General features: G+C 54.3%; 29 protein-coding genes. 11 read left to right on the top strand and 18 right to left on the bottom strand.

Annotated elements, in window-relative coordinates:
* Positions 1 to 509 precede the first annotated feature (509 nt).
* A complete protein-coding gene (locus GSQ62_RS10875; RefSeq protein ID WP_161889521.1) occupies positions 510 to 1,478 on the top strand; it encodes a ribonucleoside-diphosphate reductase small subunit in 969 nt (322 codons plus the stop codon).
* A 254-nt stretch (positions 1,479 to 1,732) separates the two neighbouring features.
* Entirely contained in the window at positions 1,733 to 4,114 is a 2,382-nt protein-coding gene (locus tag GSQ62_RS10880) for a ribonucleoside-diphosphate reductase subunit alpha (protein ID WP_161889522.1), read from the top strand.
* Positions 4,115 to 4,167: 53 nt separating this feature from the next.
* On the opposite strand, the gene dgt is transcribed toward GSQ62_RS10880, so the two are convergent.
* From dgt to GSQ62_RS10920, 8 genes are all read right to left on the bottom strand, one after another.
* Positions 4,168 to 5,655 (bottom strand): dGTP triphosphohydrolase, encoded by a 1,488-nt coding sequence (gene dgt, locus GSQ62_RS10885; RefSeq protein ID WP_161889523.1) that lies wholly within the window; start codon positions 5,653 to 5,655, stop codon positions 4,168 to 4,170.
* A 63-nt stretch (positions 5,656 to 5,718) separates the two neighbouring features.
* A complete protein-coding gene (locus GSQ62_RS10890) occupies positions 5,719 to 5,880 on the bottom strand; it encodes a hypothetical protein (RefSeq protein WP_161889524.1) in 162 nt (53 codons plus the stop codon).
* A 232-nt stretch (positions 5,881 to 6,112) separates the two neighbouring features.
* Positions 6,113 to 6,727 carry a hypothetical protein gene (locus tag GSQ62_RS10895; RefSeq protein WP_161889525.1) on the bottom strand — a complete coding sequence of 205 codons (615 nt, stop codon included), beginning with the start codon at positions 6,725 to 6,727 and terminating at the stop codon, positions 6,113 to 6,115.
* A 194-nt stretch (positions 6,728 to 6,921) separates the two neighbouring features.
* The gene (locus tag GSQ62_RS10900; protein WP_161889526.1) at positions 6,922 to 7,233 is read right to left on the bottom strand and encodes a Dabb family protein; all 312 of its coding nucleotides are present in this window, start codon (positions 7,231 to 7,233) and stop codon (positions 6,922 to 6,924) included.
* Positions 7,234 to 7,529: 296 nt separating this feature from the next.
* Positions 7,530 to 7,952 carry a serpin family protein gene (locus tag GSQ62_RS10905; RefSeq protein WP_161889527.1) on the bottom strand — a complete coding sequence of 141 codons (423 nt, stop codon included), beginning with the start codon at positions 7,950 to 7,952 and terminating at the stop codon, positions 7,530 to 7,532.
* 340 nt (positions 7,953 to 8,292) lie between these two features.
* Complete coding sequence (locus GSQ62_RS10910; protein ID WP_161889528.1) at positions 8,293 to 8,697, bottom strand: hypothetical protein; 405 nt, start codon at positions 8,695 to 8,697, stop codon at positions 8,293 to 8,295.
* Between the two features lie 169 nt (positions 8,698 to 8,866).
* On the bottom strand, positions 8,867 to 9,496 hold the full coding sequence (locus GSQ62_RS10915) for an OmpA family protein (protein ID WP_161889529.1): 630 nt from the start codon (positions 9,494 to 9,496) through the stop codon (positions 8,867 to 8,869).
* Positions 9,497 to 9,583: 87 nt separating this feature from the next.
* A complete protein-coding gene (locus GSQ62_RS10920; RefSeq protein ID WP_161889530.1) occupies positions 9,584 to 11,323 on the bottom strand; it encodes a T9SS type A sorting domain-containing protein in 1,740 nt (579 codons plus the stop codon).
* 648 nt (positions 11,324 to 11,971) lie between these two features.
* Here GSQ62_RS10920 and GSQ62_RS10925 point away from each other — a divergent pair.
* A complete protein-coding gene (locus GSQ62_RS10925; RefSeq protein ID WP_161889531.1) occupies positions 11,972 to 12,358 on the top strand; it encodes an Hsp20/alpha crystallin family protein in 387 nt (128 codons plus the stop codon).
* 56 nt (positions 12,359 to 12,414) lie between these two features.
* Here the strand turns inward: GSQ62_RS10925 and GSQ62_RS10930 are convergent, their stop codons facing one another.
* From GSQ62_RS10930 to GSQ62_RS10940, 3 genes are all read right to left on the bottom strand, one after another.
* Entirely contained in the window at positions 12,415 to 12,672 is a 258-nt protein-coding gene (locus tag GSQ62_RS10930) for a hypothetical protein (protein ID WP_161889532.1), read from the bottom strand.
* A 203-nt stretch (positions 12,673 to 12,875) separates the two neighbouring features.
* Positions 12,876 to 13,055: a hypothetical protein gene (locus GSQ62_RS10935; protein WP_161889533.1), complete on the bottom strand. Its 180-nt coding sequence runs from the start codon at positions 13,053 to 13,055 to the stop codon at positions 12,876 to 12,878.
* A gap of 50 nt (positions 13,056 to 13,105) precedes the next feature.
* Positions 13,106 to 13,273 (bottom strand): hypothetical protein, encoded by a 168-nt coding sequence (locus tag GSQ62_RS10940; RefSeq protein ID WP_237586592.1) that lies wholly within the window; start codon positions 13,271 to 13,273, stop codon positions 13,106 to 13,108.
* Positions 13,274 to 13,512: 239 nt separating this feature from the next.
* Between GSQ62_RS10940 and GSQ62_RS10945 the strand changes: the two genes are divergently transcribed.
* From GSQ62_RS10945 to GSQ62_RS10965, 5 genes are all read left to right on the top strand, one after another.
* The gene (locus tag GSQ62_RS10945; RefSeq protein ID WP_161889535.1) at positions 13,513 to 13,998 is read left to right on the top strand and encodes a GNAT family N-acetyltransferase; all 486 of its coding nucleotides are present in this window, start codon (positions 13,513 to 13,515) and stop codon (positions 13,996 to 13,998) included.
* Complete coding sequence (locus GSQ62_RS10950) at positions 13,998 to 14,309, top strand: hypothetical protein (RefSeq protein ID WP_161889536.1); 312 nt, start codon at positions 13,998 to 14,000, stop codon at positions 14,307 to 14,309. The genes GSQ62_RS10945 and GSQ62_RS10950 overlap by 1 nt, the downstream gene beginning before the upstream one ends.
* A 56-nt stretch (positions 14,310 to 14,365) precedes the next feature.
* A complete protein-coding gene (locus GSQ62_RS10955) occupies positions 14,366 to 15,115 on the top strand; it encodes a hypothetical protein (protein WP_161889537.1) in 750 nt (249 codons plus the stop codon).
* 304 nt (positions 15,116 to 15,419) lie between these two features.
* A complete protein-coding gene (locus GSQ62_RS10960; protein WP_317164376.1) occupies positions 15,420 to 15,869 on the top strand; it encodes a septal ring lytic transglycosylase RlpA family protein in 450 nt (149 codons plus the stop codon).
* 115 nt (positions 15,870 to 15,984) lie between these two features.
* A complete protein-coding gene (locus GSQ62_RS10965) occupies positions 15,985 to 16,347 on the top strand; it encodes a hypothetical protein (RefSeq protein WP_161889538.1) in 363 nt (120 codons plus the stop codon).
* Positions 16,348 to 16,514: 167 nt separating this feature from the next.
* On the opposite strand, the gene GSQ62_RS10970 is transcribed toward GSQ62_RS10965, so the two are convergent.
* The 6 genes from GSQ62_RS10970 to GSQ62_RS10995 all read right to left on the bottom strand — a co-directional run bounded on the left by GSQ62_RS10970 (position 16,515) and on the right by GSQ62_RS10995 (position 20,395).
* Positions 16,515 to 17,270 (bottom strand): ZIP family metal transporter, encoded by a 756-nt coding sequence (locus GSQ62_RS10970; RefSeq protein WP_161889539.1) that lies wholly within the window; start codon positions 17,268 to 17,270, stop codon positions 16,515 to 16,517.
* Between the two features lie 6 nt (positions 17,271 to 17,276).
* Positions 17,277 to 17,822: a hypothetical protein gene (locus GSQ62_RS10975; RefSeq protein WP_161889540.1), complete on the bottom strand. Its 546-nt coding sequence runs from the start codon at positions 17,820 to 17,822 to the stop codon at positions 17,277 to 17,279.
* Between the two features lie 157 nt (positions 17,823 to 17,979).
* A complete protein-coding gene (locus GSQ62_RS10980) occupies positions 17,980 to 18,258 on the bottom strand; it encodes a hypothetical protein (protein ID WP_161889541.1) in 279 nt (92 codons plus the stop codon).
* A gap of 84 nt (positions 18,259 to 18,342) precedes the next feature.
* A complete protein-coding gene (locus GSQ62_RS10985) occupies positions 18,343 to 18,951 on the bottom strand; it encodes a hypothetical protein (protein ID WP_161889542.1) in 609 nt (202 codons plus the stop codon).
* A gap of 104 nt (positions 18,952 to 19,055) precedes the next feature.
* Positions 19,056 to 19,916: a carboxylating nicotinate-nucleotide diphosphorylase gene (gene nadC / locus GSQ62_RS10990; RefSeq protein WP_161889543.1), complete on the bottom strand. Its 861-nt coding sequence runs from the start codon at positions 19,914 to 19,916 to the stop codon at positions 19,056 to 19,058.
* Positions 19,917 to 19,981: 65 nt separating this feature from the next.
* Complete coding sequence (locus GSQ62_RS10995; protein WP_161889544.1) at positions 19,982 to 20,395, bottom strand: DUF4783 domain-containing protein; 414 nt, start codon at positions 20,393 to 20,395, stop codon at positions 19,982 to 19,984.
* A gap of 228 nt (positions 20,396 to 20,623) precedes the next feature.
* Between GSQ62_RS10995 and gpmI the strand changes: the two genes are divergently transcribed.
* The 3 genes from gpmI to GSQ62_RS11010 all read left to right on the top strand — a co-directional run bounded on the left by gpmI (position 20,624) and on the right by GSQ62_RS11010 (position 24,352).
* Positions 20,624 to 22,150 (top strand): 2,3-bisphosphoglycerate-independent phosphoglycerate mutase, encoded by a 1,527-nt coding sequence (gene gpmI, locus GSQ62_RS11000; RefSeq protein ID WP_161889545.1) that lies wholly within the window; start codon positions 20,624 to 20,626, stop codon positions 22,148 to 22,150.
* A gap of 6 nt (positions 22,151 to 22,156) precedes the next feature.
* Positions 22,157 to 22,735, top strand: coding sequence for a hypothetical protein (locus tag GSQ62_RS11005; protein ID WP_161889546.1), 579 nt, complete (start codon positions 22,157 to 22,159; stop codon positions 22,733 to 22,735).
* Between the two features lie 141 nt (positions 22,736 to 22,876).
* Positions 22,877 to 24,352, top strand: coding sequence for a M43 family zinc metalloprotease (locus GSQ62_RS11010; RefSeq protein WP_161889547.1), 1,476 nt, complete (start codon positions 22,877 to 22,879; stop codon positions 24,350 to 24,352).
* Positions 24,353 to 24,490: 138 nt separating this feature from the next.
* Here GSQ62_RS11010 and GSQ62_RS11015 read toward each other — a convergent pair whose 3' ends face one another.
* The gene (locus tag GSQ62_RS11015; protein ID WP_161889548.1) at positions 24,491 to 24,919 is read right to left on the bottom strand and encodes a secondary thiamine-phosphate synthase enzyme YjbQ; all 429 of its coding nucleotides are present in this window, start codon (positions 24,917 to 24,919) and stop codon (positions 24,491 to 24,493) included.
* Positions 24,920 to 24,941: the final 22 nt, after the last annotated feature.

A 24,941-nucleotide genomic window follows, 5' to 3' on the forward strand; every position in this document is an offset into this window, starting at 1 on the left:
ACATCTGCGCCAGCACTTGGACAGCCTGTCTAAAACAACTCCAACCTCCTGCGCAGCAAACAATTACACCGCCAGTCGGCTGCCAAACTTATCCACAAATTGCACTAAAACCCGCATAACCTGTGCGCAGCAACGGCATCCTGCCGCATCCGCCACCTGCCTGGCTCCGTACATGCACACCAAACCTGCCGCAGCAAGGCCGCTGCGTTTGCATAGGCGCCTGAGCGCGCGCTATATACATACATTTCAATATTTTAGCAAGTTTATATATGGCTTTCAGGTGTCAGCCGCAGTGTGGATAACCCTGTGCATTACCCCCTAAAATAGCCTTCCCCCGCATCTGGGAGGGTGTGCATAAATTGAACAACTTTCAACCGGACTTTCAAGTTCAATTCTATATATTTGAACTCCTGATACAGCAGCCTCCGCTTGACAAGCGCTAAACATATCCGGCTGCCGGGAGTTTCGAGAACGAACGTTCTTCATCAAACCTTTTAAGTTATTACGATATGCATGATATGGAGCCGATACTGAAAGAGAACCCCAACCGCTTCGTCCTGTTCCCGATTCAGAATGACGCGGTGTGGCAGATGTACAAGAAGGCCGAAGCCAGCTTCTGGACAGCCGAAGAGATCGACCTGGGCCAGGACCTGAAAGACTGGGAGAGCCTGAACGACGGCGAGCGCCACTTCATCAGCCACGTGCTGGCGTTCTTCGCGGCTTCCGACGGCATCGTGAACGAGAACCTGGCCATCAACTTTATGCAGGAGGTGCAGATGCCGGAGGCCCGTTGCTTCTACGGCTTCCAGATCATGATGGAGAACATCCACGCCGAAACTTACTCGCTCCTGATAGACACCTATATAAAGAAGCAGGCAGAGAAAGACTACCTCTTCAATGCCCTGGAGACAGTGCCCGCCGTGAAGAAAAAGGGGGAGTGGGCGCTAAGGTGGATCAACAGCGAGAATTTCACGGAGCGCCTGATCGCGTTTGCCGCGGTGGAGGGCATCTTCTTCTCGGGCTCCTTCTGCTCTATTTTCTGGATGAAGAAGCGCGGCCTGATGCCGGGCCTGACCTTCTCCAACGAGCTGATCAGCCGCGACGAGGGCCTGCACTGCGACTTTGCCTGCCTGCTGTACTCGATGCTGGTGAACAAGCTGCCGGAGGAGCGGGTGCAGGAGATCATCCGCGACGCCGTAACCATTGAGCAGGAGTTTGTGACAGACGCCCTGCCGGTGGACCTGATCGGGATGAACGCCAAGCTGATGAGCCAGTATATCGAGTTTGTGGCCGACCGCCTGCTGGTGGAGTTGGGCTGCAAAAAGATATATAACTCCGCCAACCCGTTCGACTTTATGGAGATGATTTCGCTGCAGGGCAAGACAAACTTCTTTGAGAAGCGCGTGGGCGAGTACCAGAAAGCAGGCGTTGGCGGCGACAAAGACAAAAAAGTGTTCTCCCTCGACGAGGACTTTTAATTGTTAAATTGCTGAATGGTTAAATGGTTGAAAAGCCGAAGTATAAACTTCCTTAAAAGGAGAGTCTATCGGCAGGAGTATGAATTCGGATTACGCTGAAGCTGCTTTACACCGCCTCCCCGACCAGTTAACCATTCAGCAATTTAACCCATCAGCAATCAGCAACCCCTTCCTGCTGCCCCGACAGCACGATCCTATATACCTGTACCTATTTAATAACCCGGGCCTTTAGAACCCGCAAATTTTATAAGCCTATGTTAGTAGTTAAACGAGACGGCAGACGCGAATCCGTAAAGTTCGATAAGATTACGGCGCGCATCGAGAAGTTGTGCTATGGCCTGCACATGGATTATGTGTCGCCGATTGAGGTGGCCAAAAAGGTGATTGACGGCATATATGATGGCGTGACCACCGTGGAGCTGGACAACCTGGCTGCCGAGACGGCGGCCTCCCTCACCACCAAGCACCCCGACTATGCGGTGCTGGCGGCCCGCATCGCCATATCCAACCTGCACAAGGTGACGAGCAAGTCGTTCTCCAACACCATGAAGCGCCTCTACACATACGAGGACCCGAAGACAGGAGAGAACGCCTCGCTCATTGCCCGCGATGTATATGAGATTGTGCGCAAGCACGCCGCCCTGCTGGACTCCACCATCATCTACGACCGCGACTACAACTACGACTACTTCGGATACAAGACACTGGAGCGCTCTTACCTGCTTCGCCTGGACGGCAAGATCGTGGAGCGCCCGCAGCATATGTTGATGCGTGTAGCCGTGGGTATCCACAAGGAGGACATCGAATCTGCCATTGAAACTTACAACCTGATGTCTGAGAAGTGGTTCACCCACGCCACGCCAACATTGTTCAACGCTGGCACGCCAAAGCCGCAGCTGTCGTCGTGCTTCCTGCTCACGATGAAGAACGACAGCATACCGGGCATATATGACACGCTGAAGAACTGCGCGCAGATATCGCAGAGCGCCGGGGGCATTGGCCTGAGCATCCACAACGTGCGCGCCACGGGCTCCTATATAAAGGGAACCAACGGCACCAGCAACGGCATCATCCCAATGCTGAAGGTATTTAACGACACGGCCCGCTACGTGGACCAGGGCGGCGGCAAGCGCAAAGGGGCCTTCGCCATATACCTGGAGCCATGGCATGCCGATATATTCGAGTTCCTGGACCTGAAGAAGAACCACGGCAAGGAAGAGAACCGCGCCCGCGACCTGTTCTACGCCCTCTGGACGCCAGACCTGTTTATGAAGCGCGTGGAGGAGAACGGCGACTGGAGCCTGTTCTGCCCGAATGAGGCTCCTGGCCTGGCCGAGTGCTGGGGCAAGGATTTTGAGCGCCTCTACGAGAAGTACGAGCGCGAGGGGCGCGCCCGCAAAACCGTGAAGGCGCAGGAGCTTTGGTTTGCCGTGCTGGAGTCGCAGGTGGAGACGGGTACGCCTTATATGCTGTACAAGGACCACGCGAACCGCAAGAGCAACCAGCAGAACCTGGGCACCATCAAGAGCTCGAACCTGTGTACCGAGATTATGGAGTACACCGCCGAGGATGAGATAGCGGTTTGTAACCTCGCCTCGCTGGCCCTGCCGCGCTTCGTGAAGGAGGAGAACGGCCACAAGGTGTTCGACCACCAGAAGCTGTTTGACGTGACATACCACGCCACCGTGAACCTGAACAAGGTGATCGACATCAACTACTACCCTGTGCCGGAGGCGCGCAAGTCTAACATGCGCCACCGCCCGATTGGTTTGGGCGTGCAGGGCCTGGCCGATACGTTTATTCACCTGCGCATGCCGTTCGAGAGCGACGAGGCGAAAGGGCTGAACAAAGACATCTTTGAGACACTCTATTTTGCGGCCATGACGGCCTCAAAAGACCTGGCCAAGAAGCACGGCGCTTACGAGACGTTTAAAGGCTCTCCGCTGTCGGAAGGCAAGTTCCAGTTTGATTTGTGGGGCGTGACGCCGGAGAGCGGCCGCTGGGACTGGGAAGAGCTGCGCCAGGAGGTGATGGCGCACGGCGTGCGCAACTCGCTGCTGGTGGCGCCAATGCCAACCGCCTCTACCGCGCAGATACTGGGCAACAACGAGTCGTTCGAGCCCTATACCTCCAACATCTACCTGCGCCGCGTGCTGTCCGGCGAGTTTATGGTGGTGAACAAGCACCTGCTCAAAGACCTGATTGCGCTTGGCATCTGGAACGACAAGATGAAGAACCAGATCATCGCGGCCAACGGTTCGGTGCAGGACATCCCGAACATCCCGCAGCACATCAAGGACCTGTACAAGACGGTGTGGGAGATAAGCCAGCGCACCATTATAGACATGAGCGCCGACCGCGGGGCTTATATATGCCAGAGCCAGTCGCTGAACCTGCACGTGCAAAACGTGAACTTCGGCAAGCTGACTTCGATGCACTTCCACGCCTGGAAGCAGGGCCTGAAGACGGGCATGTACTACCTGCGCACCAAGTCTGCGGTAGACGCTATCAAGTTTACGGTGGAGAAACAGGCTGCCGAGACGCTCTCGCCGGTATATAGCCAGCAGGAGCAAAACCGCAGCGACATGAGCTGCAGCTTAGATAACCCTGACGCTTGCGAAGCTTGTGGATCGTAAGGGAGTAGATCTGATAATAGTAAAAAGGAGGCCTATTCGGCCTCCTTTTTGTTTTAATATGGCTTAAAAATGGTTTGTGAGTTTTCAGATTTTAACCTTGCATAAAATTCTAAAGCATAGCGATCTGTCATACCACAAATATAGTCACAAATTACTCTCCTTTGCAGGAGTTCATCTCCTTCTGCTTTTGCATATAATGCCCTATAGTCTTCAGGCAATAAATCGCTACCGTTACCTTTTAACAGAGTCTCAAAAATAGTTGTTACTATCTCTTTCCCCCTATACTCTACTACTTTAAGCTTAGGTGATGATATCTGATACTGATAAGTAAAAGCTTTAAGTACTTCTATCTGTTGCCGAATTTTAGAGTCTATTTTTATTGTAGATAATGCAGGTATACTCTCATTTATCTTATCGATTGAAACAGCCCTAACAAATCTTCCAACCAGTTTTGAAGTGAAATTTGATCTATAATAAGAGTCGTTTGAAATGTTATTTGATGTATCAACGGCGACTTGTATACCTAAGAAATGGAGCTCCTGAAGGTCTTCCTTATTGAGCTTACGAGCGATACCATTACTGCCGAAGTCAAAAGGGACTTCAAAAACTTCTGCAAGAATTTCTCTTATGATTGATTTTACATCATTTGCAGATAAGTTGCCACCGTCTTGCTCATTGAGTTTCTTAGCAACGTATTCTATTACCTCTGTTGGAGCAGCCAACAAATCAATTGGTTTTATAAAGCCCCCTTTGAATGAATCCTCTAAATCATATGTAGAATATGCTATATCATCTGCAATATCCATTATATGGCATTCTACTGTTTTGAATTTCCCTTCATAAGAATTACCATTGGTCACTGCCAACTTAAATTTGTTAACAATTTCAAGCTCACTTGTATAAAAACCTTTAACAGGCACTAATTTACTTATTATTCCTTGCTCAAGAAGAACCTCTCTCTCTTTAAAGCTAATAGGAATAGGCAAATCGTACTTAAGTATAGAAGCTAAAGATCTGTAGGTCAAATTAAGGCCAACTCTATTGTCAGAGCACACCGCATCTTTGACAGGAGATATTACTTCATCTAAAAGATGTTTTTTCTCGAGCCTTGTTAGCAAACGTAAAGTTTGAGCGTTTCCTTCAAAACCTCCATAATCCTTCATCATTTCATCAAGAGCTTCCTCTCCTAAATGCCCAAACGGAGGATGTCCTAAGTCATGAGCAAGAGCGGCAAATTCTACAATATCAGGCTCAATGGCATAAAGTTTACCATTGCTGCTCTTCTGATTATTGACAATGAACTCATAGTTTAATTTAGAGACTATGGATTTCGCAACCTGCGCAACTTCAATTGAATGTGTAAGTCGATTTCTAAAAAAGTCATTTTCTTGTCCCGGAAAAAGCTGCGTTTTTCCCTGTAACCTTCTAAAAGCAGGTGAATGAACTAAACGTGCATAGTCTCTTCTCCACGAGCTTCTATATGGCTCATCATCCTGTTGAAGAGGGATTAACCTTTCACTGTCTTTGTCTCGATATAGCATAAATAAAAAATGGCTAACTTTGAAATAAAGTTAGCCATTTTTTATGATTATTTTGTTATTGTTCTACTTAACTGAGATAACAATTTTACCTGATTTGACATCCTTTATAACATTAAATTTGCCATTGAATCTTTCAGAAATATAGGCTTTTTCCACTGCTTTCCCTCTTGCAGTGGTAGCCTTAACTTCTGATGCTTTAAGAGTTGCCTTTGCAGTATTCATCATTTATAGTCTTATAGGTTAACTTTTCCTAATGTATATATTATACTTACTTATGTGCGTCCAGGTTTGGGTCTACAATAGTATATATTTTTTGATTCATTACAATCTATATATGAAAAGTATTTTAGCCTAGGCTATCACCCCACGGAGCAACAGCCTATCCTTCCCCCAGACGCTCGCAGGAGCCCCCGAAATGCTTCGGGGCAGGCGCGCACGCTGCGAGGTCTTTTTAGGTTTACGCTTCATCTTCTTCTATAAGCGGGGCGATGGGGGTGAAGTCGGCGGCATTTTCTTCGTGGAACTTCCTGTACCAATCTCTTCCGCCAAACCACTCCAGCACCTCGTCCCGCTGCAGGGCCGTTTTGCTCTTCGAGAGCATGCTGTGGTACGAGGAGTAGGGCCAGTCGCGGAAATCATCTAGCAGGCCGTGGTGCTGCGGGTTGAAATGGATGTAGTAAATGAGCCTGGTGAAGTAGGCTTCTGAGGTCACCTCCTTTCTCCCGAACCGGTGCTGGAACAGCCGCCCCACGCGGTCATAGCGGTAGTTGATGGTCTTGGCGTAGGCGTTGAGCAGGTGGCCTAACTGGCGCTCCACGCTTATCAGCTTTGCCGGGTCTTGTGTCAGCCATCTCGGCTTCAGCGCCTCCTCGTCCTTTACCCGCACCAGGAAGTGCGTGTGGTTAGGCAGCAGGCAGTAGGCAAACGTATCGGCGTAAGGCGCTATATACTTTTGGTAGAGTTGCAGGAAAAGCGTGTAGTTGTCCGGGTGCCGGAACAACGTCTCCTTGTTGTTGCCCCGGGTGTAGAGGTGGTAATACTTCCCCGGCTCCAGCGCAATCGTCTTCTGCATCTCAACTTATACGATCCGGTAACAAGAAGTATGCAGAAGACCTCGCAGCGTGCGCAGGCCCTATAAATTTCCAGAGCTATCGTTCGCCCAGACGCTCGCGGGACCTGCGGACACCGCGAGGTCTTTAAAAGTCGCCGTTGTTGGTGTATCTGACAGCAACAACGGCGGTTATATATACCTTAAGGGAGCAGCAATTACTTCGCCCCGGCAGGAGAGAAATCCACGACAAAGGCATCTTCCAGCACACCCACCTCGCCCAGCAGCGCGCCGAACTTCTTGTGCTCCGGGTGCGGCAAATAGGCATCGCGCGCCGCGGCGTCTTCAAACGTCACCATATATACGTGCGTGAAGCCGAGGTTCTTGTTTTCGGGGCTGTCGTTCACCCCGTGCTCAAAGGCCACAATGCCGGGTATCTTGTCTTTCAGGTCGGCGAAGGCCTGGGTGATGGTGTCTATCTGCGCGGGGGTGGCGCTGGGCTTGTACTTAAATACTACGATATGGCGCATTTGTTCTTCGTTTGAGTTTTGACATCCTGCAAGAAACAGCAGCGCAGAGAATGCCGCTGCCAAAGTGATACCCGTTATCCTTTTCATGTTTTAAATTGTTGTGTGAGTTGAGTATGGTTAAAATTCCTTCTATTATAGCCATAATAAACAAGACGCACAACAACAGGGGGCAATTCCGCGCGTGGCCCGGCGGACAAGACGAAAAGAGCCGCACCGGCATATATAGCAGTTAGCTGCAGAGCTTATATATAGCCAGTATATGCAGCCAGCGCAGCCATTGCGGGAAAAGCGGGAGCCTATATATAGTTTTCTTCCCTGATGGGCCGTTTCAGCCACTCCATGGCGTCTTCCTCCCTGTCGAAGTCGCGGAGGGCAATGCCGCCGAGGCCGCCGCTGCGCGTCAGCATCTGCTCTATCGCCATCTGGTTGAAGATGTCTTTAGAGACAATGGTGGCCATGCGGCAAAGCGGGCTCTCCAGCAGTTTAGGGATGAACACATCCACCGTCCACTGCTGGTCCTGCTGCCGGATGGCCTTCATTTTCCGCCGGTCGGCGAGCCAGCGGGTAATCCCGTGCTCATTCACCAACTTCAGGGAGCGGAGCGCCACCTCCTTCATGTCGTTGCTGCTCACAAAGCCCTTCCATTCGCCCACGGCCAGTTGCAGTTCCTCGTCGTAGCTAATCCGCATTGCATCGGTGTCATAGTATAGTTTCATCATAATCAGCCCTGGTTAAGTTGCCGCCATGGCAGGCACACACCCTGTAGGTTGTGCGTAAGCAGGACAAATATATTAACTTTAAAGGCATGGGCAACAGCGCCACCGCTACGGCTTCGCTGGTAGCTCAGGAAATGGATGTTCAGTATATATAAATGGGAAAGCGGGCCCGCTGAAGTGGATTTAACGCATTATGGACGTGTACAGGGTGTTCTGTTTCTCCGTCCTTGATGGTCTTTGCATGGCACAAGCGCCAGACTCGAAAAGAAGCTCTGAACAGCGCCTATATATGGATGAAAAAGAAATGGTATTTATATATAGGACTGATTGCCGCTGCCCGGTTTTAAATAGTATTCTGTAGCCACGCCAGCGCTTCTTCCTCCGTCACGAAATCGCGAATGGTCAGTTCCTCCGAGTCGCTTTTTTTAGCATACAATACCTCCACCGCCGCCCGGTTGTCATCGTCGTGCGAGGGGATGTTTGCCAGGCGCTCGAGCGAGCCCTCCAGCAGTTGCGGCAGGAAGTGCTGGAGGCTCCACTCCAGATCGACGGGGCGGATGGACTTCATCCTGCGGTTGTCGCCCAGCCAGCCCACCAGGCTGTGCCTGTCTATCAGGTCCAGGCACAGCAGCACCGCCTCCCGGAACTCGGAGCCCACCAGGTCTCCCTGCCAGACAGCCTTTCCTATCCGGAGATCTCTATCGAAATGGATGCTTACGAAGTCGTTCTTGAAGTAGATGTTGTGCATATATAAAGGCTGTGCTTAAGCCGGGAAGACGGTTCATGCATCATATAAAAAGCACCGGTAACGCAGTGCCTGGTGAGGCTCAGAAAAAAGAAGGGAAGCACAGAAGCCCCTCGTTTCCGGAAAGATACGCATTTCTGATCACAGCCGGAGCAGCATATAGCCTTTGGTTTTACTGGTCTGGTTTGTCGACCACCACAATCTCTACACGGCGGTTCTGCTGGCGGCCCTCCGGTGTTTCGTTGGATGCCTCCGGATAATGCTCTCCCAGGGACACTATTTTGATGCGGTTCAGGTCGAATTTGCTGTTTTCGAGCAGCCAGTTCTGCACGGCCTCGGCGCGCTCCATGCCCAGTTCTTTGTTATATGCCTCGCTGGCCCGCGCATCCGTGAAGCCATATACCCGGATAGTGCCTTCTATGCCCCGCCCTTTAATGTCTTCCACAACGCTCTGCAGCTTCTCGATGCCGCTGTCGCGCAGGGTGGCCTTGTCGGTGTCGAACATCACGTCCTCGCCAAATGAGTAGATGCGGAAATTGTCGGCCCCGCGCAGCTCCACCCCGGCTTTGTTTAGTTCTGCATCCTCTATCTCGGGCGCGTTGAAATCTACAACTTTAAACTCTTCCTCGTCCGCTTCCAGCACAGTGCCCGCCATTAGGTTGTCTTCCTCATACAGCACGGCAGTGTCTTCAGAGGCTATCTCGCGCACATCCCCGGCATTGTCTATTTCTTTGCTGGTTTCGTTGCAGCCCACCAGCAGGCCGGCAGCCAACAATACAGCAGTTGTCAGTTTTGTTTTCATAGTTCCTCGTCATTGGTTGTATTAATTTGTACGGAACTGTGGCAGCAGCGTTATCGGGCGCTGCGCTGCCAGCGAAGGGGGCGCAGCCTATTGCTTGATGAAGCGCCGCGTTTCGCGCTGATGGCCGTTTGTAACAGTCACGAAGTATATCCCCCTGTTCAGGTGCTGCACCGGCACCACCAGCTCGCCGCCGGTCACGTCGGCAAATTGCGCCACTGCGTTGCCAGCCGCGTTCATCACCACAATGGCTGCGCTGCCGCTTGTGTGCAGGCGGATGGTCACGTCGGAAGAGGCGGCTGTCGGGAAAACCGTGGATAGCGCGGTGGCAGCCACTCCTGGCCGCTGCGCAACTTCAAGCGCCACCACCTGCGAGAAGTCTTCGGTCCCGTCAAAGTCTACCTGGCGCAGGCGGTAATAGTTCAAGCCATCGGCAGGGTTGGTGTCGGTGAAGCTGTAGTTGCTGGCAATGCTGCTGGTGCCCCTGCCTTTTACCTCGCCCACCTGGACAAAAGTTTTGCCGTCCTGGCTGCGCTCCACCACAAACTTCTCGTTGTTCTGCTCAGAGGCGGTAACCCAATAAAGTGTCGCATTCCCATTTTGGGACGAGGCTTTGAAAGAAGCCAGTTCTACGGGCAGGGTGCCCACAGGCAAGTCAGGCATTCCCCATGTCAGGTCCCCGATGGCGATGCCCTGCCTTGCTGCGGCGGCATCGTTGTTGTAATACCGGATAAGCACCTTATCCACGTCGCCCACAAAGCTGATGGTCACGTCGCCCCTGCCGGAAGTGGGCTGGGCATCCACACCGTTCACTTTGGCCTGAATGAACCCGCTGCTGTACTCGTTCGCTATCCTGGGCAAAATGTTGTTTTTGGTGACAGGCACTCTCTGGGTGCCGTTGTAGCCCACTACCTCCAGCTTATCTGTGTACTGCCCGGCCAGGCGGTCCACATCGTGTACCGTGAAGGTAAGGCCGGAAACGATATGGCTCAGTTGCAGGCTCACTTCCGTGCCCGTGTTTGCCTGCGCTCCGGCCTGGAACAGGGCCAGCGTCTTTTTCTTCTGAAAGTCTGTTGTGACAGCGGCCGTCTGCCCGGTCAGCCCTGTTCCGATGGTGGTCTGCTGCCAAGTGAGCGCTACGCCGTCTACTTTATATGGATTGCCCGCAGTAGTTGCATAAGGGTTCTCGTTCAGCGGTCTGCTGTCCCAGCTAAAGGTGGAAGTGCCCAGCACAGGCGTGCCTTTAATCATGATGTCGTCGATGGCGTAGAAGTCGGTGTTGGTGTTGTTCACCCTGATTTTCCAGCGGAAGCGCACGTTTGGCTGGTTTTCAACTGCGGCGGGAAGCGCAATGGCAACGCCCCCGTTTACGGTACCCCAGGCAAAGAAGGCGGCGCTCGCGGTGTACTCTCCTACCTTCACATAGGGGCCGCCGTTCACGCTGTATTCCAGGCTTACGGGGGCGGTGTTGTCAACCTTTGTGAAGTTGCTGTTGACTCCACTGGGTCCGGTCGAGGAGATTTCGTATTTCCCGCCGCTGGTCTTTCTCCAGTACTGTGTCCGGTAGTCCTTCCAGGTGATGGTGATGTTTCTGAGCTTGTAGGTGGAGATGTAGTTGTTTATCTCCAGTTCGCTGGCAAGGGCATTCGCCTGCATGTTGCTGCCGGCGGTATACAGGGTATCCGTGTAGGCGGCTGCGGAGGTTTGTGTAAAATTGCCTGAAACACCCGCGATGGTGTTGTTAAAGTTTTCGTGGTAAACGATTACCTGCGCCTCGGCGGCAAGTGCGAAACCCAAAACAGCTAAAAGAAGTAGGTAAAAGTTTTTCATGATGTGTGCTCGTATGCCTGCTCCTAAGGAAAGAAATATGCCAGCGCATGCAGGCCGAATCTTAACACAGGATGCCCGCTCATTCCAAGGTTGCATCTCCCAGCACATCAAACTGCTAACTATTCATAGTCAGCGGTTTACATTACATAAATCAGCAATAAATATTTTCTGAAGAATTCTCGGGCGGGAGGAAGCGGCTGGGGAGTTTTCCCATATATGGAAAAACAGAGGCTCCGGAGCAGCGCATTTCCCAAATCTGGAATTGCCTTTGAGTGCAGCGCAGGCACACCCTGTAGCTGCTGTTACGCACGGCTACAGGGTGTGCCTGCGAAAGCTGGGCGGCACGTTGCCGCTATATGAAACCTATATACTCTCCGCTTCCATATACGTGGTCGAACCCTTCCTTGCGATCGGATTTATCAGCGCCACACCCATGACCATATATAGCCTTTCGGTTACGCTGTACCTGATGGGTAGCTTCGTCCGCTGCACCGCAAAAAGTGACAATGTGGCTCCCTGTGGCATATATAGCCAAGGAGGCTAAGCCATTTTGACACCAAAGCAGCTCCTGCTTGCCAGCCAGGCCGGCCCCGCTAGTTGGCACTGCTTTTGCATTGTTCCTCCCGAACACGAAAGAGGAGAAAGAAAATGAAGTTGATAAAAGACAAAGAATTCCTGAAGAATATAGCACAGCAGATCGACTTGCTGAACACGCTGGGTGGCGGCGTGAGTGAGACTTATGTAGATATAAAAAAATACAAGAAGGGCGCTGTTATCAATGTCTGGGCGGCGAGCGTAGACCCCGAGGCGTTTAAAGTAGTGCTGAACAACAACCAGCTAAGCGTTTTTTCGGTGCTGCAAAGCAGGGAGAACCCGGCCATGGCGGCCCCGCTGTTTAACCGCACGTTCATGCTGCCCCCGCAGGTAGACCTGGGCCGCGTGGAAGCTGTCTATAAAGAAGGTCAGTTGATGGTGAAGCTGCCTTACCACGAGAGCACCGGCCAGCCCCGCGAAATCGAAATAAAACAGCTATAAGAGAATAAAACGAAGCAGGCTGCCTTAACGGGCAGCCTGCTTCGTTTTGGGGCTTTCTATACAAATTTCGCTTTAATGATGGATGTCAGGAAATCATATACCTCCACCGTCTCTTTGTCGAAATCGAAGGTTTTGTAGGCGTCTGCCGATGATATGGCCACGCGGCAGCCGTTTTCTATCATCATAAACACCAGCTCGCGGAGGCGGTACGGGTGCCCGGCGATATTCAGCATGCAAACGGCGTCGCTGCTTTCCACATGCAGGAACATGTGCTGCACATGGTGCTCGTTGTTCATCACATTCTCTTCAGACATAGGCGCTTTAATTACTCTCCTGTGCATAAGTAAGGCAAGGCAACAAAATGCTTGCTCTGCCATATATGCCACCTGCTGCGCTGGCTGCCGGTATTTTGCCGCAACCGCGAAGGTAGCAGAGGGGCAGGAATTTAACCCACAGGCCCTGGTTCTACAACACAGCTGAATTAAAAAATGTTTATGCGGGGGAGGAGTGGCAGGAACTAGCGGCGCGGATGCTCCTTTCGCCAGCCCACCACAAAAAGTATAATCCAGACGGAGTACAAAGGAGACAGGATAGAGGCAAAGTACGGACCGACGGCGAAAAACAACACCGCCTGCAATACTATTTGCAGCGCCAGTCCTATAAGGGCAATTCTGTAATAGCGGTTTCGGGTGTGCATGGGCGGGGCGAGTGGAGAAAGGCGTGGCTTACACAAAAAACCCGCCTGTGTCAGGGGCGGGTGTTCATCAGGCGGAAAGCTTCCGCGCGCGTAATATCCTTCTCAATCACGATCGGAGGGTCATCCTTGGCCACTACCAGCTTAAAGATGTTTTTGCCATCCTGGTAGAAGATAAGGGTTTTCAAGTCCTCATACCCCACGCTGAAAATCTTACGCACAGTGCCGTCGCTATAGAATTTATAATTATCCAATGTTATGTTACGAATTAGCTTCATATCCCCGCTTCCTCCTGGTATTATAATGGTATCATAACTTTTATTACTCCTTCTAACGGTTAATACGTACGGTTTTGTTTCAAAAAGCTCTAAAGGTGCAATAAGAATCCTGACAAAGTAATACTTCTGAGAAAACTACTGTTGAGTTTCCGCAACTGCTTTTTAATTTCAGAAGCTTATATTTGCCTGTAAACCGACGCGCAGGACACCAGACGATGCCCAACCTCCCGATAGATGCTCCTATATATACTGTGCAGGAACTGCATGGGTTGGAGCAAATGCTGGCGCAGCACCCCCTCATCCTGCAGTTGAACCCGGATATGCCCCTGTCCCGCTACCGCGAGTTGCTGCAACTTATGCTGCCGAAGGGCTACCGCATGGTGGCCGCTTTCAACGCCGGGGGCCGTTGCATCGGCCTCTCGGGCTTCTGGATTAGCGCCAAGCTTTATAGCGGGAAATACCTGGAACCGGATAACTTTGTAGTGGATGCGGCGCACCGCGCTGCGGGGGTGGGCAAACTGCTGTGGGACTGGATGCTGCAGGAGGCGCAGCGCCACCAATGCGATACGGTGATGCTGGACGCGTACGTCACCAACGCGGCTGCCCACCGGTTTTACTTCCGCGAGGACTTCCATGTAAAGAGTTTCCACTTCTTCAAAAGCCTGTAATGGATAAGAACTCTGTCAAATACAGCTGGCTGCTTTGGCTCTTCTACTTTGTTGTTTTTGAGGTGGTTGTGTTTTTTGGGCTGCAGTGGCTGCTGTCGGATATGGGGCTCAGCAACCAGTACCAGGCCGAGAATACTATTGTCCCGAACTGGGTAAAAGCGGTTACGTTTATACTCCTGTACCTGCTTTGTCTCTTGTTTGTGGTGATGCTGATCAGCAACATGGTGCCAGCCAAGCACCGCCGGCACCTGATGCGCTGGGTGTACCTGGCCCTGCTGGGCATGGCCGTGATGCTTTTCCTGATCTTTTAGGGTGGAGGCTGCGGCCAAACCAGCACAATATTTGTGGCTTATTTAAGTTAAATAACATGATGAAAAACAGCTTCTTACTCCTGATACTCTGCCTGGCGGCTGGCTACAGCAGCCTGGCCCAGACCGACAACGGCCGCCCGGCCAGGTACTTCCTGCAACTCCAGAATGGGGAGGTTATATATGGCAACAGAATCCAGTACAAATCCCCCATCTTCAAGTCAAGCCATTTCCTGGTGGACGACTCGCTGAAATACAACCCCAGCATGGTGGCCGCCTTCCAGAACGATGAGGGCTTCTTTGCCCGCGTGGAGGCAGGCAACAGCTACGACGACTTCGCCAAGCGCGTCCTGGACGGCCCGCGCATCGACCGGTACTATACCAGCCGCACCACCTACGACTATGGCTATTCGCCCTACAGCTATGGTTACGGCTACGGTGGCCCGCGCACCAGCCGCAAGCGCATCTACTTTTTCTCGAAAGACAACGGCCCGCTCTACCTCGTGGACTACCAGAACCTGGAGCAGGCCCTGGCCGACAACGCCTCCAGCATGAACCTGCTCCGCAGATACAGAAAAGACAAGTGGATTAACACGGGGGTTACCATACTCGGGGGCGGTCTGCTGGCTGCAGGGGCCATATCCTCTTTCGGGAACTCGCAGGACGTGAACAACGGCGGCAGCATCAGCGTGTCGCCGCTGGTATATGCGGGGGCGGGCATCCTGGGGGCGCAGTTCGTGATCAACCTCTTCCAGAAAGACAAGCTGACACAGGCTATGGAGGTATATAATTATCAGCTAAAGCAGTAGCCTCAACATATATAAAGAGAAAGCCGTGGCCGCACCGGATGCAGCCACGGCTTTTTGCTTATAAGCAGGAAACAAGTACCAAGGCACAAGACTTCTTAAGCTGTATTTAATTGCGGCCAACAGCTTGCGGTGTCCAATCCATTTATGAATAGCGCAAGTTAATTTTGTCCGGGTGGAGGTGGGGCATATAAGTTCCCGCCGGGTTGCATGGTTGCCCCGGCAGGCCTTACCTTTGGCAGTAGCCGCCAATATCACCCGATGGTATAATCTGCCACACGGACTGCCGTTTACCTAAGAAGACGCTATGCACATGCCACACCCCTTGCTCCGCCTCACCCCACTTATATCCCTCGTAGCTTTCTGGGCGAAACGCGCCGTGGCTGTCGGCTGCATGGCTGCCTGCCTTAGCTCCTGCGCCAGCTCGGCCCCGGCTTTTGGGGAGCGGGGCTACACCGAGTCGGGCAAGGCGTCTTATTATGCCCGCAAGTTTCAGGGGCGCACGATGGCCAACGGCGAGAAGTACCGCCGCGGCAGGCTCACGGCCGCGCACAAAACCCTGCCCCTCGGCACCAAGGTAAAAGTCACGAACACGCGGAACAACAGGAGCGTGAAGCTCCGCATCACAGACCGGGGGCCCTTCGTCAGGGGCCGCATCATCGATTTATCGGAGAAAGCAGCCCGGCGGCTCGACTTCATCAAGGCGGGCGTCGTGCCCGTTACGCTGAAGGTAATTCAGCCGGCCCCGGCCAAGTAAAAAGAAAGTTGCCACACAGACCGTCAGCGCTTTACGCCACAGGCATGAAAATACCTGTTCAACAAATTACCCTGTAAACTCTTTTATTTGCCTGGCTTTATTTCTATTTTTGTGCATGAAAAAACGGTGGCAACAAGTACGCGTGTTTATCCCGATGGCAGCCCTTGTGGTGCTGTGCCTCGTAAGCGTGCCTTTTGCCCTGGCAAGCATCAACAATAACAACAGCGCCAGCACTACAGCTGCCACCCAACAGACCCAAACCGCCGCCGCTGCGGACAGCACCAAGCCAGGCGGGGCGAAACCCAAGCCAGCCAACCGGTCTGTGCTGGATGACGAAATGCTGGACAGCCCCGTTGCTTACTTCAGAGAGGCTTTTTCCTCCGAAGAAAAGGAGGATGCGGGCAGCTCCCCCGGCCCTGACGCCGTAACGGTGACGGTGAAGGCGCTGTTCGCCGCGCTGCTCGCCACTATCCTATAAGAATGCCTTTTGCGCCACGCGTGCTTGTCCTAACGACGCCCCGGCAGCGATGCAAACCAAAGCTTAGCTAATTGCTAAACATATGCCCGGCCGAAGCCTTCCCGCTTCGGCCTTTCCTTTGCATAAGCGGCCATATATAAACCAGGCAGCGCAACAGGACCTGACGCCTATATAAAATCGCTGGCGAGGGCCAGAGTCAGACCAAAGAGGGTGGCGATGAGCTTGGTGCGGTTAAAGCGATGGTCGGGGCTTGTCTCGAAAAGGATGGTGGTGGAGATATGCAGAAAGTTGCCAGCCACCAGGCCCGTCAGGGCGGTATATAACAGGCCGTCCGGCGCCTGTTGCGGTAGCACCACGTTGCTGAAGAAAATGCCCAGCGGCGAGCCCACCGCGAATATCAGCAGCCACAGAAATGCCTTCCGGAAGTTCTCGAGCCGCGACAGCAGCACCGACATCAGCGCGAAGGCGGCCGGTACGTGGTGCAGCGCCACCCCCAGCAGCACCAGGTAAAAATTGTCGCTGGTGGTGTGGGCGTGGCCGGCGTGGGCATGCCCGCCATACTCCACCAGAATGCTCCCCTCCAGAAAAGAATGCACAAACAGCGAGCCCAACAGCAGGAAAGGCATCGAGCCTATGCGGCCCTGGTGATGGTGTATATGGCCGTGCTCCACGCCCTGCGAGAAAAGTTCCAGCACCAGTTGCAGGAAAAAGCCCGCCAGCACCCAGTAGCCGACGCCGTAGGATTGGGTGTTGCCGTTCCGGAGCACATCGGGGAGCAGGTGGATGATGGTAATGGTGAAGAGATAGGCCCCGCTGAAAGACAGCGCTATCTTCAGCCACCTGCCGTTGTGGGGAGGAAACACCTTCACCAGAAAACCTGATAGTACTACCGTGAAAAACAGGACGAGTATGGCTATAATCATCTGCGGTTATCTCTTTAGCGCGAATATCATCCGGGCGGCTACTGTCTTCGCGCACGAACGGGTTAAGGTTATAGTAGCAGAACACTGCTGCAAGGCGCAATCGCGCCATCTTGAAATACTTTGTAGCGCCCTCTTCCCGCAAGGCCCGCCCGGCTCCAGGCTGCTGCCCATGGCCGCTAGGGCCGCCACATTCCCGGTCCCGTTGTTGAAGTGGGCGAGGCTGGCGAAAAGGCTCAGGAAAAAATCAGGATAAGCCGGTATATATAGATGGCGCATGCCGTACGCATCGGAATGCAGGCGTGCGCTGCTGAACTGCCTGGCGTGCGCATTGCGCCTCGCCGGGGCAATGCCTATCAGGCTTGTGTAAAGGGAGTGGCGGCCCCGCCCGCAGGCAAGGCTCGGGATGCGTTTGTGCGGATTTGGTGGGTGGAGGTGGCCCAGCAGTCTGCCCGCAGACAGGTGCGCCTCGTGCAGGTCGCGGTTGCGATACAGTATATGGTAATACGGAGAGTCGGACCACATACTGAACCACTCGTCTTCCTGTTGCGCCATGGAGGTCTAAAGGCAATTGTGTTGCAAATATAAGTTTTTTATCTGAACGTGTGCACCTGCAGCCATATATCGGTGACAGGCAGGGATGCGGCAGGGGCAAAAAAAAGCCTGCCGCTGCAGGTAAAGCAGCGGCAGGCTATAAGGCGCAGGCCCTTTACTATTCTTTGGTCGAGTCGGCGTTCGTCTCCGTCGCCTCACTGATGCTGTCTCCTTTCATAAGGGAGTTCCCGCCCAGGTCGTGGTCAGGCATAATCTCCTCATCATGGGCTGGCGGGTACACTTCGTTTACCTTGCCTACGTTGTAGGTGCTGCGCGTGCCGGGCTCCACAAAATCCACCGATACTTTTTCCTCCGGTCTCAGGTCCTTGGGCGTGTCGCAGGAGGCCATAGACAAGCCACACACGGCGGCAAATACTGCTATTACGTTTTTATTCATTTCTGTACGTTTATATATCCTTTTATATATACCCGGCTGCCTGCTGTGCTGGCAAAGCCGTTGTTGTTAATTTACGGCGATACCTTAGGATGGGGTTGTGGGTGCGGCCGGCAGCAGGTTTTTGCGGCGCAGTATGTTTTCCATCAGCCTTATGTCGTTGGCGCTGTTAAAGATGCGGAAAGGAAGGTGAATGAAAACCGGCGTCTCGAAATTGCGGGCCACCCAGCCCTTCCAGCCGGTTGGCAGCTGGGCGTCGGCGGCGGGCTGCAGCCACAGCAGGTAAGCGTCCGACTTCACCTGGGCCTTCCGGATCATGTCCCAGTTCATGGCCATGCCCTCACGCTCGTTGCGCTTCATCAGTATCTGGCGGTTGTCAATCTCGTAGGTCAGCTTCTCAAACAGCGGGTTTCCCTGCTCTATCTGCGTCACGCCCATCACCTGCGCCGAGCGCAGCAGCACAAACAGGATGGTCACCACCACGGCGGCGGCCACCCACCACCACGAGAAACTGAATACAGCGGGCAGCAACAGCAGCACCAGCGGAACGAGCGCGTACCACCAGTCGTGCCGCCACACCTTCACCAGGGCCATCTTGGTATACTTCTCTTTGTCTAGCTGGTACTTCTTGGTGCGGATGCCTCCCGGGGGTGGCCCCTGTACGGTCCGGAAACCTCTTTGATTCGGTCGCTGCATATAAGTTTAAAGTCGAAATTCTGTTCTCGTCCGGCGCCACCCGCAGGGCGGATGCGCTTTATTTATAAATCACCTGTGCTGGCGCTCGCAAAGGTAAGGCGAAATTATTTATAAGCCTTCAGGCTGATGTCGAGGCTGGTGCTGGAGTGGGTGAGCGCGCCCACCGATATATAATCCACGCCCGTCTCGGCCACGGCCCGTATTGTTTCCGCTGTAATGCCGCCCGAAGCCTCTGTCTCGTACCGGCCCCCAATCAGTTGCACCGCCTCGCGCATTAAGGCAGGGGCCATGTTGTCGAGCATGATGCGGTGGATGCCGCCTGTCTCCAGCGCCTCCCGCACCTCCTCCAGGTTACGCGTCTCCACCTCAATCTGCAGGTTCTTGCCTTTCTCCCGCAGGTAGCGCTGCGTGGCGGTGATGGCTTCGCGGATACCGCCGGCATAGTCCACGTGGTTGTCCTTCAGCATCACCATGTCGTACAGCCCGAAGCGGTGGTTGTAGCCGCCGCCAATCACCACGGCCCACTTCTCCATCATCCGGAAGTTGGGGGTGGTTTTGCGGGTGTCCAGCAGTTTGGCGCCGGTTCCCGCAATCAGTTGCACCAGAGAGTGAGTGTAGGTGGCGATGCCGCTCATGCGCTGCATGCAGTTCAGCACGAGGCGTTCCGCCGTCAGGATGGACTGCGCCCTGCCTTTTACCGTCAGGCCGATGTCTCCGTACTTCACAGGGCTTCCGTCCTGCAGCAGCACTGCCACCTGCAGGTTGGGGTCCACCGCCCGGAAGATATAGGTGGCCAGCTCTACGCCCGCCAGTATGCCGTCTCCTTTTATCAGCAGGCGCGCCTGGTTCTGCGCGTCCGCCGGAATGGCCGCCAGCGAGGAGTGGTCTCCGTCGCCGACGTCCTCGGCCAGGGCGCTTGCGATGAACGCGCTGATGCTTTGTTCGGTTAGGTAAGTCGGCTTCACGGGGCAAAAATAAAAAAAGCCCGGCATATATACCGGGCCTTCCTGAAAATCTTATTTTTATCTGCTTAATCTTTTATAAAGTTCATCGAGTGGATCAGGTATTTGCCGTTCGCCGACTTCATCCGGATGAGCACCGTGTAGGAGTCTCCTTTGGAGGCATAAGTGCCGATGGCGTAGAGCTGCCCTTTGTCGGAGGCGCCGTTGTGGTTCACACTGAAGTCCACGGGGGCGTTTTTGGCGAAGAAGTTCTTCATCACGAACTCGGCCTGCGTGCTGCTGTAGTTGGTCGCCTCGCCGCCGTCCAGCGTAATTTCCACCATGCTGCCGAAGTTCCGCGACAGTTCTTTGGCGGAGCCCGCCTTCATGGCCGACGTCACGCTGCTCATTGCCTCGCCCTGCGCCACGGCCTGCCCTGCCGTGAAAAGCACGGCCACCATCACTAAAGAAAATGCTACTACAAGGTGTTTAAAGTTTTTCATATCACTGTTTGATATCCCATGCTGCTATCATCCAAAATTATGCCAGGAAAGCGCCTGCTGTTCGTGTCCCTAAGTTAAGGCTTATCTTCTGAATATAAAATATAAAATCTACTATATAATGAGGCTTGTGGCCTGTGTTAAAACCTTCCGGCCCCGAAGACAGTAGCCGCTATAAGAGGCCTGCTCCGGAGCGTCTCCACATTTAAAGATTATAGCTATATTTGCACCATGGATAAAAAGGTTCTCTTAATGATATTGGATGGGTGGGGCATCGCCACGCATCCGGAAGTTTCAGCTATCGCGAAGGCCAACACGCCTTTTGTTGACTCCATCCTTGCGAAGTATCCGAACACCAGGCTGCAGGCCTCCGGTGAGGCGGTGGGCCTGCCCGAAGGGCAGATGGGCAACTCGGAAGTGGGCCATATGAACATCGGCGCCGGGCGCGTGGTGTACCAGGACCTGGTGCGCATCAACAAGGCCATCGCCGAGCGCAAGCTGGCCACCATGCCGGTGCTTGCCAGCGCCTACGCTTACGCCAAAGAAAACAAAAAGCCCGTGCACCTAATCGGGCTGCTCTCCGACGGGGGCGTACACTCGCACATCGACCACCTGAAGGCGCTCTGCTCGGTGGCCGCCGACCAGGGCCTGCGCGAGGTATATATCCATGCCTTTACCGATGGCCGCGACACCGATCCGAAAGGGGGCGTGAAGTATATAAACGAACTGGAGCAGCACCTGGAGCAGACAACGGGCACCATTGCCTCTGTGGTGGGCCGCTACTACGCCATGGACCGCGACAACCGCTGGGAGCGCGTGAAGCTTGCCTACGACCTGATGGTACACGGCACCGGCACGCCGTCCCAAAACCTGATTCAGTCGGTGCTGGAGTCTTATAACGCCGGCGTGACCGACGAGTTTATCCAGCCGATTGTGAAAGTGAACGACCAGCAGCAGCCCATAGCCACCATCCAGGACGGCGACGTGGTGATCTGCTTTAACTTCCGCACTGACAGGGGCCGGGAGATTACGCAGGCGCTGACGCAGCGCGACTTCCCGGAGCAAAACATGCACAAGCTCAACCTGCACTATGTGATGATGACCAACTACGACGAGAGCTTCCTGGACGTAGCAGCCATCTTCGAGAAAGACAACCTGAACAACACCCTGGGCGAGGTGTTGGCCAAGGCGGGCAGAACGCAGATCCGCATCGCCGAGACGGAGAAATACCCGCACGTCACGTTCTTCTTCTCCGGAGGCCGCGAAACGGCTTTTGAGGGCGAGAGCCGCCTGCTGTGCCCGTCGCCAAAGGTGGCCACGTATGACCTGCAGCCGGAGATGAGCGCCTACGACATCCGCGACGCCATCGTGCCGGAGCTGGAGAAAAAGAGCGCTGACTTTATCTGCCTGAACTTCGCCAACCCCGACATGGTGGGCCATACCGGCGTGTTTGAGGCGGCCGTCAGGGCCTGCGAGGTAGTGGACCAGTGTGCGGCAAGAGTGATTACGACAGCGCTGGAGAACGGCTATGACACCATTGTGATTGCAGACCACGGCAACGCCGACTATATGATTAACGAGGATGGCACGCCCAACACGGCCCACACCACCAACCTGGTGCCCTGCATCCTGGTGAGCAACGACTTTAAGGGAACGCTGCACGAAGGAAAGCTCGGAGACCTGGCGCCCACCATTCTGGAGCTGATGGGCATCCCGCAGCCTGCCGAGATGGATGGCACATCACTGATCAATAAGTAGCAACCTGTGGCCAGCCGTATTTCCGTCTTGTTTCTGGGCCTGCTGCTGGCCGCCGCTGCCTGTGAGCGCCCTGCCCCGCCTGTAATTGCCGACGGGGCAGAGGCACCTTACAACCTGACAGCCTACCTGGAACAGCAGCAGCAGCGCCTGCAGGAAGAGCAGCCGATGGTGCTGAAGTCGGTGACGACGGAGGAAAAGCCCACAGAGACCGTCCAAACCTCAGAGATAGACTGGGAAGATGAACTGTCAGTGTTTCTGGAGGCGGACCTGAACCGCCCGGCGCTGCGGGAATATTATACCCGGCAGGAGCAGATGCTGGCTGACGGCGGCCTTGTGGTGGAATATAATAAAGTGGAGGATGCCGAGCCGCTAGTGCATTCCCTGCGCCTCGAGCTGACCCCGGACAGGCAACTTCGCCAACTCAACGCCCTCATCCAGGACCAGAACATCCTGTTTTTCTCGCGCCGTAACATCCAGCTCACCACCGAGCCCTCCAGTGGCAACATCTCCGGCTACCGCGTGCAGGGGGTACAGAAACTGGTGTTCTCCGACTCGCTGCACTACCGGGTGGATGTAAACCTATAGCCGCATCCTCTTAAAAACCAGCCTGTAGCAGCGGCAAGTTCTCTGCAATTCGTTATATTGCATCTACAACACGTCCCCTTGTGGGGAGGTGTGTTTTATTCCTGCCGCATGCGCACGTTTACCCTAACGGCAACGCTTTGTATGAGCCTTGCCATCGCCAGCTTTGCCCGGCAGCCGGATGCTGTTGCCAGTGCCCGTGGCCGCACCTGCGCCACGGAGGCTTACACGGTGGTGCAGCAGGCGCAGGCCCCCGGCCTGAAGGCAAGGCAACAGGCGTTGCAGCAGGAAGTGCAGCAGGCGCTGGCGCAACAGGGGCGGGGACAGGCCTTGCAGGCGGATGTCGTCGTCACGGTTCCGGTGGTTTTCCATGTGGTTTATAATGATGCCGCAGAGAATATCCCGGACGCCGCCCTGCTCTCGCAGCTCGAGGTGCTGAACGCCGATTTCCGGCGGCTGAACGCCGACACCCTGAACACACCGGATTATTTCAGGTCTTTTGCCGCCGACACCAAAATCCAGTTCTGCCTGGCCTCTGTGGACCCGGAGGGCGACCTGACCACGGGCATCACCCGCACCTCCACCTCCAGCACCTTCGAGTACATCTCCGACAACGTGAAATACACTAGCAAGGGAGGGGTGGATGCCTGGGACCGGGACCAGTACCTGAATATATGGGTCTGCAAGATCAAGGGAGAAATCCTAGGCTACGCCTCGCAGCCCGGCGGACCGGCAGCCACTGACGGCGTGGTGCTGCACTACGAGGTGGTGGGGGCGGCACCGGCCAACACCTTTGCCACGAATTATAACAGGGGCCGCACCGCTACCCATGAGGTGGGCCACTGGCTGGGCCTGGGGCACGTGTGGGGCAGCGGCTATACCTGCTCCGACTCAGACGGCATAGACGACACCCCCAACCAGATGGCCGAGAACACCGGGTGCAACACCGGCATCAAATCGTCCTGCGACGACAGCCCCTTCGGCGACATGTACCAGAACTACATGGACTACAGCGACGATGCCTGTATGAACCTCTTCACCAGGGGCCAGGCCAGCTACATGCAAACGGTGCTGGCCACCTCCCGCAGCAGCCTTCTCAACTCGCTTGCCTGCAGCGGCACGCTCCGCTCCGACTTCAAGACAACCTCCGCCAACGACACCCTGACGATGGCGGGCAAGCGCGTTAAATTTTCGGATGCCTCGGTGGGCATTCGCCCGACGGCGTGGCTGTGGGAGTTTGAGGGTGGCGTGCCGGCCGCCTCTGCCGAGCAGCACCCGGTTGTGCTGTATCCGCAGCCGGGCAGGTACAGCGTGAAGCTCACCATCACGAACGGCGACCAGCGCAGCACCGCGGTAAAGGAAAACCTGGTGCATATAACGGTGAGCGACCTGGTAGTATACCCAAACCCGGCCACTGACTTTATCACCATCGAGCAGCCCGCCCGCGTAACGGTGCGCCACGTGGAACTCTTGAACCAAATGGGCCAGGTGCTGGTGAGCGAGGAAACAAAAGACCGTGTGCTGCGCCTCGACGTGCGCCACCTGCCGCAGGGGGTTTATATCCTCCGTATCAAGAGTTCCAGCGGTTTGGAACGAAGGAAGGTGAGCGTGCTTCGGTAAGCGTTGAACAGACACAAACATCAGCACACAAGACTTTTATATATGCCGGTATTAGATGGCTGTTATAGCTGCTGATCTGTGCCTGTTCCTTTCAGCGCCCATATATACCGATTCGGAATTATTAATTCGGAATTCCTCCTAAAAGCCCTCTCCCTGCAGCGTGACCACGATGGTGCGTTTTGAGGCATGGTTGCGGTGCTCGCAGAGGTAAATGCCTTGCCAGGTGCCCATGTTCAACTTGCCGTTGGTGATGGGGATGGTAACAGAACTCCCGAGCAGCGCCGCCTTCAGGTGCGCGGGCATGTCATCTGGCCCTTCGAGGGTGTGGCGATAATAAGGTTGGTCCTCGGGCACCAGCTGGTTGAAGTGGCTCTCAAAGTCCTGGCGCACGGTAGGGTCGGCGTCCTCGTTGATGGCGAGGCTGGCAGAGGTATGCTTGATGAAGACATGCGCCAGCCCGGTCTTTATATCCTCCAGCTCCGGCAAATGCGCCTCCAGCAGGTCTGTGATAAGATGAAAGCCCCTTTTAACGGCAGGCAGCCGTATTTCTCGCTGAAACCACTTCATAGTTAATTTTGAATGAGTGAAT

The organism is Pontibacter russatus (assembly GCF_009931655.1).
GTDB lineage: Bacteria > Bacteroidota > Bacteroidia > Cytophagales > Hymenobacteraceae > Pontibacter > Pontibacter russatus.